The sequence below is a fragment of the Oribacterium sp. NK2B42 genome, assembly GCF_000424445.1.
GTDB lineage: Bacteria > Bacillota > Clostridia > Lachnospirales > Lachnospiraceae > Oribacterium.
The window spans coordinates 47,955-60,085 of record NZ_AUJX01000025.1; the positions used below are offsets into that span (position 1 = coordinate 47,955).

General features: G+C 41.9%; 9 protein-coding genes. 8 read left to right on the top strand and 1 reads right to left on the bottom strand.

What is annotated here, in order from left to right:
- Positions 1-55: 55 nt before the first annotated feature.
- The gene (locus G625_RS21205) at positions 56-2,434 is read right to left on the bottom strand and encodes a fructose-specific PTS transporter subunit EIIC (protein ID WP_084152826.1); all 2,379 of its coding nucleotides are present in this window, start codon (positions 2,432-2,434) and stop codon (positions 56-58) included.
- A 290-nt stretch (positions 2,435-2,724) separates the two neighbouring features.
- On the opposite strand from G625_RS21205, the gene G625_RS22740 reads away from it, so the two are divergent.
- The 8 genes from G625_RS22740 to G625_RS0108775 all read left to right on the top strand — a co-directional run.
- Entirely contained in the window at positions 2,725-3,258 is a 534-nt protein-coding gene (locus G625_RS22740; protein WP_049895816.1) for a hypothetical protein, read from the top strand.
- Between the two features lie 31 nt (positions 3,259-3,289).
- The gene (gene budA, locus G625_RS21210; protein WP_049895817.1) at positions 3,290-5,002 is read left to right on the top strand and encodes an acetolactate decarboxylase; all 1,713 of its coding nucleotides are present in this window, start codon (positions 3,290-3,292) and stop codon (positions 5,000-5,002) included.
- 274 nt (positions 5,003-5,276) lie between these two features.
- Positions 5,277-5,666: a PaaI family thioesterase gene (locus tag G625_RS0108750; protein WP_029200821.1), complete on the top strand. Its 390-nt coding sequence runs from the start codon at positions 5,277-5,279 to the stop codon at positions 5,664-5,666.
- A gap of 577 nt (positions 5,667-6,243) precedes the next feature.
- Entirely contained in the window at positions 6,244-7,407 is a 1,164-nt protein-coding gene (locus G625_RS0108755) for a GGDEF domain-containing protein (RefSeq protein WP_029200822.1), read from the top strand.
- A 233-nt stretch (positions 7,408-7,640) separates the two neighbouring features.
- Positions 7,641-8,831 (top strand): ATP-binding protein, encoded by a 1,191-nt coding sequence (locus G625_RS0108760; protein ID WP_029200823.1) that lies wholly within the window; start codon positions 7,641-7,643, stop codon positions 8,829-8,831.
- Between the two features lie 26 nt (positions 8,832-8,857).
- Positions 8,858-10,117, top strand: a complete 1,260-nt coding sequence (locus G625_RS0108765) for a hypothetical protein (RefSeq protein WP_029200824.1) — start codon at positions 8,858-8,860, stop codon at positions 10,115-10,117.
- A gap of 69 nt (positions 10,118-10,186) precedes the next feature.
- Positions 10,187-11,143 (top strand): DUF5640 domain-containing protein, encoded by a 957-nt coding sequence (locus G625_RS0108770; RefSeq protein ID WP_029200825.1) that lies wholly within the window; start codon positions 10,187-10,189, stop codon positions 11,141-11,143.
- A gap of 357 nt (positions 11,144-11,500) precedes the next feature.
- Positions 11,501-12,131: transposase (locus tag G625_RS0108775; RefSeq protein WP_029200826.1), on the top strand; the 631-nt coding region annotated here is incomplete at its 3' end.

The following is a 12,131-nucleotide window of genomic DNA, read 5'->3' on the forward strand; positions in this document are numbered from 1 at the left end:
CCTGATATAAGATGATCTGACATCTTATATCAGGAGCCTTTTTTAAACCATATTTTTAGGTGTCTTCCTTTTTCTTCAAAAATCCAAGGATAATGGCAGTGACCATGGAACCGGTTAAAATTGATAACATGTAAAGCAGAGGATGTTCCACAAGGGGTAGTACAAATATGCCTCCGTGAGGGGCAGGAAGACTGCAGCCAAATATTGAAGACATTAATCCTGAAACCGCAGAGCCTGCAATACAGGAGGGGATTACCCTTATAAAATCAGTGATCACAAAGGGAAGTGCTCCTTCTGTGATAAAGGAAAGACCCATAAAGAGCGCCATGATTCCGCCGTTCTTTTCATCAGTGCAGAACTTATCCCTGAAAAGCATTATGGAGATGGCGATGCCTATAGGGGGAACCATACCGCCGGCCATTACTGCGGCCATAATCATGGTGTCCCTTGCATCAATGGATGCAAGTCCGTAGTTATAAGCTATCTTGTTGATGATCCCACCCATATCAACCGACATCATCCCGGCAGCTATCGTGCAGGTAAGGGGCTTGCTGATGAGCTTCGCATTGTCCAGTATTGTGTTAAATACTGAACCCAGTACAACCGTTGTCGGTCTTATCATGAAAATTGAAATTGCCTGTACTATGGTCAGACTGAATATGGGATATATAACTATGGGAGCGGCTCCCCGGATGAATTTCGGAAGCCTGTCTGTAAAAATGTTGATCTCTCTGCTGATGATTCCGGCAGCAAGACCGGCTATAGCTGCTCCGATAAATCCCGAATTGGTATCTATCACCATATAACCGCCTACAAGTCCTGCCATAAAGGCACTTTCTCCGGCCAGGCTGTATGCCATAAAGGCCGAAAAAACAGGCAGCATAAAATTGAAGGTTGTATCCCCCAGATATTTCATGTAGGTGGAAATGGAAGTCATTGAACCCAAGGAAGCTCTTTCGTCAACTGATAGTTTGGAGAGGTCAAAGCTTGCGGCATCAAAAAGGAATGCCGAAGCGATAAGGATACCTCCTGCAGCCACGAAGGGAGTCATCCACTTAACGGCGAATATGATCCCGGGCAGAAATCTTTCTCTCAGAACCTCTTTAAGGCTGAGCCTTGTTTCCTGTGGTTCTGCTTTAAGCGTAGTATCTATGTCAAGAGACATGGTTTCTGTCAGATTCTGCTGCTGGTTCGTATTGACATTGGCGATAACGGAGATGTCCTTTTCTGCTTTTGCCATGGCATCAGAAAAGACAGAAACAGTATTTCTTCCGTTCTTTTTTGATTCATACAAAGCGAGATCCGCATTTTCACAGACATGGGAGAGTGTCATGCCGCTTTGTACAGATGTTATACCGACACTTATGGTAAACGGAGTTTCTTTTTTCGGTGAATCCTGTTGTATATTTTTGCAAAGCTCAAAGAGTAAAGCTTTTGCTTCGGCTGAGGGCAGGTTTATGACACCGATGAACTCGTCACCACCCCATCTTCCGGCAAAGCCATTTGCCTTTGATACCATGGTCTTTATGTATGCTGCAAGCATTGACAAGGCGGCATCACCGGCGGCGTGGCCGTATTTGTCATTGATCTGTTTGAATAAATCTATATCCAGAAGGAATATTGAATATTTACCGGATTCATCGGAGTTTAAGACCATTCTGCGATTGAACTCAGCAGTAAAGTATTTTCTGTTGGCAAGACCCGTAAGCTCATCGGTAGTGGCAAGCTGCAAAAGCCTGTTCTTGTACCGGGAGAACATGTTGGAAATAAGAACTAAAAGTGTAATGATCAAAATTACACCGATAGAAAAGATCACAACATATTGCATCCTTTGTATCTGCCGTTCCTTGGAGCCGTCATTTTCCAGGATGAGGCTATAGCTCCCGTTGCTGAATATTCGTGCGATATATATGGTTTTGTCAGCAAAAAATAGGGAATTTCCTCCGGTATTTGCATCAAAAAAAAGCTTATCAGGCTCTTTTACAGAGTCCAGGAAGGATGATTTGAATTCTATGGCATTACCGGGGGCTTCTGCCACGATATCACCGGAGGAATCGAGCAGCCACAGGGAAAAACCCTCATCTGTATACTCGGAAGACTGATCTTCAAAGTACTTTGCAAGCTCAGTGTCCTTATCTGAGGATGAAGTACTTGTGGCTTTTTCGTTCAGAATACGCGCCAGTTCATGGGAGATCATCTTTGTATCTGTTTCCAGATATCTCAGGGAAAGACTGTTGCTGAGATATGCAAAAGAAAGAAGGATCAGGGTGAAGGTGCCGATGATCAGGAGGAAAATGATATTTAATTGTCTTTCATTGGCCTTCTCGTTCACATGAAGCTCCTTATATTTATGTAAAGCACAAGTTACGATACTTCTATATCGGCAGGTGGGGTGGTTATTATAAGAATCAAGAGTGGTTTTATAGATGAACATTGGCTGTCATCCACATTTCAGGTAACAGATCAGCTGACTCATCGAATTTCTGAAAAATGTATAAAACCTCTTAAAATGCGGAAATATGTGCTTGAACGGTATTTACAGACTGTCGGTGAGTCATGGTATAATGTTTACATAAGTGGAAGACAGACTTCATGACACGCCCCACATGGAGCAAGGAAGGATGCTATAGCGGACCGGGAGTACGGAATGTGTGAGAATCGTGGGAGCGCCTTGCGCGGATCGGTTCTATGTAGAAGTGTATACTTGAAAGAAAGGAGCAGGGTATGGCTGTGAATCCTATCGGTGCGTTTGGTACAGGAAGAACGAATAGTGATCCCTATGAGGGATATTATCGGGCGTACTATGGGAATGCCCGGAATCCTCTGAATTACAGACAGATGATGTCTGGTAACGACCAAAACTCTGTGTATAAAAGCGAGGATACCATTAAGCCGGGCAGGTTAAGCGCACCATCCGAGTGTCAGACCTGCAAAAACCGCAAGTATCAGGACGGATCCAATGAAATGGACGTTTCCTTCAAGTCGGCTGCCCACATCTCTGTCAAGGACGCTCCCGCAAAGGTTCGGGCTCATGAGCAGGAGCATGTTGCCAATGCCTACCAGAAGGCGAAGGAGTCAAATGGTAAGGTGTTGCAGGCGTCGGTTTCCATAAAGACTGCAATATGTCCTGAATGCGGGACAACCTATGTTGCAGGCGGTGAGACATCTACAAAGATAAAGTATCCTGTTGACAAAAAAGCAAAGGAGAGTATTGCGGAGGACACAGGTCTCGGGAAATTTTTTGATGCCTCCGCCTGATGGCGTAGATTTATAGAAAGAGGTAAATGTTATGAATAGACTGGCTGCATTGGTTTTATCGTCTGCTGTAGCAGCAACATCCGTTGGTTCCGCTCCTCAGGGTGTTTTCGGATCTGTAAAGGTGAACATTTCGGATGCTGCACACAATATTGAAAATGTCCTCGATAATCTTGATAAGGATAAAGTGAAAGATGTACAGGGCATACTGAAATCGGCTTACGACGCTGTATCAGAATCGAATGTTGTTAAAGCTGCTTCAAAAAGGCCGGCTGAGTCCGGTGACAAGGATGATCCGATAAAGGAGCCGGAGGATCCCGTAAAGGTGAAATCCGAGGAGAAGGTTTTAAAAGAGAAGCCCTCGGAAAAAATATATGCAGAAGATAATAAAACTGAGGTTATTAAATCTGAAACACCGAAGTTAAAAGCTTCTGACAAAGCAAATAAAGAGAAGAAAAAATCAGACACAAAGGATAAAGGCGAAAAGAGTCAAGAGAAGAAAAATCAAGAGAAGAAAAATCAAGAGAAGAAAAATCAAGAGAAGAAAAGTCAGGAGAAGAAGGATCATGACAGAAATAAGAATAACAGGAAAAAGTATTCGTCCGATAAAGCTAAGTCAGAGGAATACTATTCCTGGAGTAAAGACCGTTTAAATGAGGGAAAATACGGCCATTATCATGATCGTGATGATGATATGCCATACGGCGGTTGTCGATTCCATGATGACTACATGCCATATGACGGCTGCCGTTTCAATGATCGAGATGAAGATGACATGTCTTACGGGGGCAAACATTACAGATTAGAGTATCGCGGCCAGAAACCATTCTTCGGATTCTGTATCATTGACGAAAATGAGGAGGCGAAGCCGTTTATAGGCGTACCTCTTCCTGATGATGCCGAGGATTATGGCTCATACGGTAGTTTCAGCCTTTATAATGCTCCCGATTGGGATCCATCAGAAGGACCGGAAATGATTCCCGGATTTTTTGAATTCCAAAGCTCACAGGAACAGAAAACAGAAAAAGTATTTCAGGTGGCACTTCTTCAGTCACTTACCATAGGGCAGTATGACGGAGTCATCAGTGTGGAGGAACTGAAAAAGCATGGTGACATAGGCATTGGCACCTTCGAGGGTGTTAACGGGGAGATGATCTATCTTGACGGTGTTATGTATCAGGCACTGGGTGATGGTTCTGTTGTTGAGGCTGATGATGCTGAAACTGTTCCCTTTGCTACGGTTGCTTACTTTAATCAGGATCTGATAATAGACGATGTTTCCGCAAAGAATCTTGATGACCTGAAGGATCAGCTGGACAAAATCGTAGAGGAGAACGGAAGTAACCAGTTCTACTTTATAAAAGCTGAGGGTGATTTTGAGGATATTCAGGTAAGGAGTGAGCTTAAGCAGGAGAAACCTTATAAGACACTGGATGCCGCGCTTAAGACAGACCAGAGGGAATTCTCATATGAGGATGTATCCGGAACCATAGTGGCTATTTATTTCCCTTCATATATGGGAACCCTGAATACTCCGGGCTGGCACTTCCACTTTATCTCTGATGATACGTCAAAGGGCGGACATGTACTTGGTCTCACGGGATTCTCAGGTATGATTGAAGGCAGCAAGATGAATCAGTTTGAAATGTATTGCCCTGATTCGGATACCTTTAATAAAGAAGATCTTTCTGTAGATCAGTCTGACAGGATCAAATCAGTTGAGCAGAAGTCAATGAATGAAGAGTGATGCTGATGTTCCCACACAAAAAACTATCCTTTCATTGAAACGTACATTAATAAAGCATCCAACGGTACTAAAAGAGCTTACAGAACGGATATTCACAACATTATCCGTTCTGTAAGCTGAACTCTTAATACGGTATAAAGTACGAGGATTAAAACCTTTATATATTAATGCCATTTATGTTATCATGTCAGCAGCACATTAACCGGTATAAAGCGTCCGGTCGATGTGCTGCTGATTTAAGTTGAGCATTTTTACGTAAAGAAAAGAGAGACATATGACAGGAAAGAATATCATTGATTACTACACCAGAAGCCGGTTCGTAGAGCATTGCGGCATTGAATTTGAAGAAAACGCGAGGGATGGTTCCATAACCTCCAGGACAGAAATATTACCCATGCATATGAATGGGAGCGGACATATACACGGCGGGCTGCTGTTCACCATCGCAGATACCACAGGCGGTGCCAATGCCCGTCTTTATGCGGATCCTCTGGTAACACTTGATAGTGACTTTCATTTCCTTACCAGCAAGACCACAAGATATCTTTATGGTTCAGCAGAGCTTGTAAGAAACGGCGGCGCTATCGTAGTGATGAGAGTTACCATCAAGGACGATAACGGTGAGACCTTTGCGGAGGGAACCTTTACCTATTATAAGGTTTGATTTTTTATATCATCAAAATAATAAGTTTTGAATATTCTTCAGATCCTCTGTAAAAAGCCCGGTCGGCAGACCTCGTTTTCTGAGTTCAATGGCTGAAATGATATGGAACGAAATTACAGAAGTTGAGTGATTTTACGGAAGGGATGAGTAAATGTACGTGTTGGTTGAGTGAAATTACGGATATGTTGGCAAAGCTACGGTATTTCCGGCGGGAGTGATTAATGAAAAAACGGCTGAAAAAGAGTTGTTCACATGTACTGATGCGGACATATACCGCTACAGATCATAAAAAACGTAAAATCACTCACCCTTTGGATGTAAACGTACAAAGACTCACTTATTGACAGAAATGAAAAATCGTTCAACGTAAGAGAGGAACGTAAAATCACTCAACCTCACATGAACCGTATCATAACTCAACTTTTACTTATCGGAGATTATCACGGCAGAAAAATATTTTTAACTGTTTTTTTCGATCTGTTAGTGTTAAAATACACAAGAATTATGTGAAAGGCATAAAATATTTTCACAAATCATTAAATTTGATTAAATTTTAGGAATTTTTAAGGTGATAAATATGGGGTACTATACAGCAGTGATTTATTTGTCGTGTGCCACATTGCTGATGTTTGCGAGAATGATTCACGACAATCAACAGATTGATATTGATACAAGAAAGAGGTTTTCCGTATCTTACTTGGTGATAATAGTTGCTATGCTTGCAGAATGGGGAGGAGTTGCGCTGAACGGAGCGCCTGCCTGGACGATACCTCTTCATGTATTGATGAAAGCAATTGATTATATTGTGACGCCCTATCTGGGGTTGAGGCTGGTTGAGATCGTTATGCCAAAAAGCAGGCTGTTAAATTATCTCAGATTGCTGATTGCAAGTAATTCCATAGCAGAGATAATTTCGGCTTTTAACGGCTCCATATATTATGTGGATTCACAGAATGTATACCATCATGGTGCCTTTTACTCAGTATATGTAATGGTATTTGTTTCTGCCCTTGTAAGTGTTCTATGGGCTTATTTAAAGGTCTTAAGGGATTCGTCAAACACCTATGGCAGATCTACGATTTCAATCGTTTTGATGGTGGCTGCAGGTATCGGACTTCAGGTTTTTTTCGGCAATGAAATGCGTACCATCTGCCTTGCCATAACTTACGGAACCATGCTTTTGTTTGTTCAGTACCAGGAGTATTATCTTCGTAAAAACGAGATAGATCTCTCTGAGAAGCAAAAGCTCCTTGAAACTGATGTGATGACGGGGTTGAAAAGCCGGTTTGCCTACAGTAATGTACTTGATAAGTATGAAAGTCTTGATAAGCTTCCGGATAATCTTACCGCAGTGGTATTTGATGTGAACGGACTTAAGCGTATCAATGACAGTCTGGGGCATAAGGCCGGTGATGAGTTGGTGCAGGGTGCCGGAGAATGCCTGAAGAAAGCCTTTAGTGATTACGGAGAGTGTTATCATATAAGTGGCGATGAGTTTGTGGCTCTTTTAGAGGTTGATCCGGATTACCTTAATGAAGCGATGGTTGGATTCAATGATATCGTTGCCTCCTGGAGGGGTGAGCATATAGACAGCATAAGTGTATCCGCAGGCTATGCTGTAGCAAAAGATAATCCCGGAAACATCAATAATCTCATTTCTATAGCAGATGCGATGATGTACGAGAATAAGCGTAGTTACTACAGTAAAAAGGAAAACTGCAGACGAAAAAACACAGGTTAGAAAAACATCCCGGATTCAAGGCGAGCGCCATGATCCGGGATGTTTTCTATATAGTGAAGTATCAGATGTCAATATGTCCTTACAAGCAAGCTTGACGGACATATTGCCGCCTGATACTGGACTGGCTGCTTTTTGCTTATTTTCAAAAAAGAAAAATATTGTAAGTTTTGAAAGCGAATGATACAATATTTTCAAAAGTGAAAAGAAATTAAAGTTTTGAAAGTGGAACCCGTATGAAGATTATTAAAAGAAAAGATTATTTGGATAGACTCGTTCGATTAAAGGATACTCCTGATATAAAGATAATAACAGGGTTGAGACGTTCAGGAAAGTCTGAGTTGGTGCGAGCATATATGGAATGGATACGCACAAACGAAGATACAAATATAATATACGTTGATTTTGCAGATTTAAAATTCGATGATTTAAAAACATATAAGGAACTCTATAATTTCTGCGAAGGACAATACATTGATGGTAAAACAAATGTCATTATTGTAGATGAAGTTCAAATGTGTGAAAAATTTGAGCTTGCTATCAATAGTTTATATAACAGCCGAAAATACGATATCTATATTACAGGTTCCAATGCATTTTTGCTAAGCTCAGATTTATCGACGTTATTTACGGGGAGATTTATAGAAATCCCTGTTTATCCATTTAGTTTTGCTGAATATTGTGAGTACTATGGATATGATTCTAATACAGCAAATGTATTGGATTCATATGTTATGAGTGGTGGTTTATCTGGGTCATATGTGTACAGCGAAAAAGAGGATCAGGCATCATATATAAAGGATGTTTACACTACAATTATAAAACGTGATCTTGTAGACAAGTATGGTATTAAGGAAGAGGCGCTTTTGGATTCTTTAACAGATTATATGATGGATAATATTTCCAATCTGACATCTGCTAGTAAGATTAGTAATGTTTTTAAGCAAAATAAGGTTGAGACGAATCATATAACAATAGGAAATTATATGAAGTATCTCTGCAGTGCATTTATGTTCTATAAAGTAAAACGATACGACATTCGTGGAAAAAAGTATTTAGAAACATCAGATAAGTACTATCTTAGCGATTTAGGATTTAGATATGCAATGCTTGGAACAAGAAATATGGATTATGGACGAGCATATGAAAATATAGTTGCATTAGAATTACTCAGGAGGGGTTACCAGATTTATGTTGGCAAGTTGTATCAGAAGGAGATAGATTTTGTAGCTATGAAACAAAATGAGAAGCTGTATATCCAAGTATCAGATAATATTTCTGATTCAGATACATTAGAAAGAGAGTTGTCTCCACTAAGAGCGATAAAAGATGCATATCCAAAGATTTTGATAGCGAATACAAAGCATGATAACTATGACATTGAAGGAATAAAAGTACTAGATTTAACTAATTGGTTAATGAGATAAATCGGGATTTGAAGGAGAACCAGCAAATGAAAGAGTTTTTTGAGCCAATGCTTTTTCTATCCACACCAGATCATCCCAACACGATGGGGGCAATTGCCGTTCTGAAGGAAGCGGTGGATGGAGAGATTCTGCGAGACGTTGTAGAGGATTTGCGCCTAAGGTTCCCATACTTTTATGTGCAGGCCGTTGTGAGAGAAAACGATATCTTCCCGGAGCCTAACGCGCTTCCCATGACGGTGCGGAATACTTGGGTGCCGATCAAACTGAATTCAGAGAAATCCAATTATCATCTCGCGGCGTGGAAATATGAGGGTAATCGCATGGCGTTTGAGATTTCCCACTATTTAACGGATGGTGCAGGTGTGCTGCCCTATGTGAAAAGTGCGCTGTACCTCTATCTTTCCCGCAAAACTGGACAGACCTTCGACCCCTCGGGATTCCGTCTGCCGGGAGATATAATTCCGGAGTCTGAGATAGGAAATCCCTTTGCCGACTTGAATATTGACGCTGCAGAAGAGCCGTTATATACCAGGGAGACGGTAAAGGACTTCTATCGCCTGAATAAAGGAACGGAGCATGATGCACGTACTTTCTGCATCAAACTTTCAGAGGCGCAGCTGATGCAGTATTGCAGGGATTTAGACGGAAGTCCCAACGCATTTCTGGCTGTGATACTCGCAAGGGCGATACGGCACTATGATCCTGCAAGTGAAAAGACGATCAGTGCTACCGTTGCGATTGATCACAAAGCGATATTGGGAAACCATGACAATTACCGCTTATTCGCCAACGTTGTGGAACTGGATTTTCCAAGAGACCGGAATCTTGATGACCTGATGAAATCCTGCACCGGAGCCCGTGGACAAATGCTCCTGCAGACCCAGCCGGAAAACTCCCTTTGGGCTATGAAGCAACGGAAAGCACTTTACGCAAAACTCGACCAGGTGCCGCTGGATGTAAAGACCGGAATGATGGCGCAGGCGGCAGGCGCGACGCGCTGGACCTTCAGCATTTCCTACGTCAACAACAGAACTTTCGGACCGCTGGACCCTTATATAGAGGAACTATATTTACTGACTCATCCGGATGTAATAGATGTTGGCTGTGAGATCACCTGTATCAATCACAACTTTTTCGTGGCTTTCATCCAGAGTTTTTCTTCTGAGGAATTCCTGAACGTGTTCCTCGACGAGCTGAAATCGGTTGGGCTCAATTATGAGGTGATACGCAAAGAGCCGCTTCGCCTATGCGGAATGGAAGCGTATATGAGCAGGGCAGAGTTGTAAAACCACGATTGTAAGATGATGGGATACCCTGTAGAATTGTAGCAGAAGCATATATTCCAGTTTGCAGAGATGGTAAGAGAGGTAGGAAGTAATGCCCATGCCACCGAGAATCAGGTCAATGAAAATACAGAAAACAGTTCTCAGCAGAATGAGAAAAAGTCGGAAGAGAAGAATACTGATACCGGGAATGATGATACTGATAAAAAGGGCTCTGATACAGACAACTCAGAATCTGTAAACAAAGACCAAGACAAGTCCGGTACGGATACTGATAATTCAAATAAAGGCTCAGATAAGTCTGACTCAACATCGGATAATAAAGCCGGTGAAAAAGACACGTCAGGCAAGGATGAGTCAGATGGTAAGTCTGATGATAAGTCAAAAGATGCGGATAAAGACTCAACTGATGATAAATCAAAGGATGTAGACAAGGACTCAACTGATGATAAATCAGGAGATACAGATAAGGATTCAACTGATGATACGGAACAGATTGAAGAAGGTAAAGCAGCTGCTTCGGAAGATGGATCAGATTCAGAAAATAAAGACAAGGATGATTCAGATAAAGAAACCGATGGTGAAACAGATGAATCCAGCGAAGCTCCTGAATCCGAAGAAACTGTAGCATCAACAGAAGACCTTGAAGAGACTACAGCAGAGGAAACATTGGCTGAGACAGAAGCTCTGATAGAAGAAACTGTTCCTGCAGAGACGACGGCACCGGCGGAGACATTGGCAGAAAAGAAAAAGGAGTACCTTACCATGGAGGACACGGAAGGGCTCTGGAGCATCGATGACATCACTTCCTACCGCTTCACAAAGAGCGGATCAGGGGCTCTGGTACTTCCGGAGCACAGCTACAGCTTCGACTATGAGCTAGAAGAAGATACTCTCAAGGTAGATTTCGAGAAGAGTAACCTCAGGGACTCAACCTTCAAGGTATCCATCGTGGACGGAGTCATGAACCTTCAGTGTCTGGATGAGTATTTCGAGAATGAGTATGAGCTTCACAAGGCTGAGGATTGATTCAAAAAATGGTATATGATGTCATTCACACCATAACAATGGATGATTAAAAAAAGACAGCTATGTTTTATCTGCATTTTGGCAGGAAACGTAGCTGTCTATTTTTGATCTTTTTAAAGGTTTTGCTTAATTTGAAATAAACCATTTATCTACCATTTATGACATATTTTTACTGTAAAAACAAACAAAACTATTATAATATTGTATAGGTGTATATTACTAATACTTCCCACATGAATAAGTGCCGGAAAGCCTTATTCTAAGCGGGTTTCCAACAATAAAATAGCGTAGTCACAACCCAGCTGTGATATAATTAAGTTGCTAACAAAAACATTCACAACATAGGAGTGCTACGCTATGAATACTATATCACAGTCTGAGATATTGCTTCAAGATGCTACGAACGAAGTCGGTTCTTTCCTCCGAAAATATCAGGTATCTGATATTCTGAAACAGTGCAATGGTTACAAGCAGAAAGGCTTTTCGGTGATCCAGCTGTTTGCCTACCTGGTAACGCTGATGTTCCAGCCGTTAAGCACATACATGTCCATGCGTGTCGGTGCTTATAAAGAGCCATTCTCCAAGAATACAATCCGCCGGTTCTGCAATAATTCCTCGATCAATTGGCACAAGTTCCTGCGCATTCTCTCGCAGAAGCTTGTAGTTGAATTCATGCGGCCTGCTACTTCCGATGATCGGGAAGAATTCTTCATCATTGATGATACACCTTTCCAGAAATCCGGGAAGAAGACGGAACTGGTAAGCAGGTTCTTCAACCATGTCAGCATGAAATATGAACTGGGCTATCGCATCCTGACATTGCTCTGGACGGATGGCTATTCCAACGTTCCGGTCGATTTTGCGCCGCTGTCCTCTGGGAATGAGAAACTGATCATTTCCAAAGCAAAGGAATACGATGGCCGTACACTTGCAGGAAAAATCCGGAAGCAGGCATGTATGAAGGCCCCGGAACTGATCCTTCAGATGC

Coding starts and splice junctions, on each gene's coding strand:
- G625_RS21205 (WP_084152826.1), bottom strand. CDS start 2,434: ATGTTCATCTATAAAACCACTCTTGATTCTTATAATAACCACCCCACC.
- G625_RS22740 (WP_049895816.1), top strand. CDS start 2,725: ATGGCTGTGAATCCTATCGGTGCGTTTGGTACAGGAAGAACGAATAGT.
- budA (WP_049895817.1), top strand. CDS start 3,290: ATGAATAGACTGGCTGCATTGGTTTTATCGTCTGCTGTAGCAGCAACA.
- G625_RS0108750 (WP_029200821.1), top strand. CDS start 5,277: ATGACAGGAAAGAATATCATTGATTACTACACCAGAAGCCGGTTCGTA.
- G625_RS0108755 (WP_029200822.1), top strand. CDS start 6,244: ATGGGGTACTATACAGCAGTGATTTATTTGTCGTGTGCCACATTGCTG.
- G625_RS0108760 (WP_029200823.1), top strand. CDS start 7,641: ATGAAGATTATTAAAAGAAAAGATTATTTGGATAGACTCGTTCGATTA.
- G625_RS0108765 (WP_029200824.1), top strand. CDS start 8,858: ATGAAAGAGTTTTTTGAGCCAATGCTTTTTCTATCCACACCAGATCAT.
- G625_RS0108770 (WP_029200825.1), top strand. CDS start 10,187: ATGGTAAGAGAGGTAGGAAGTAATGCCCATGCCACCGAGAATCAGGTC.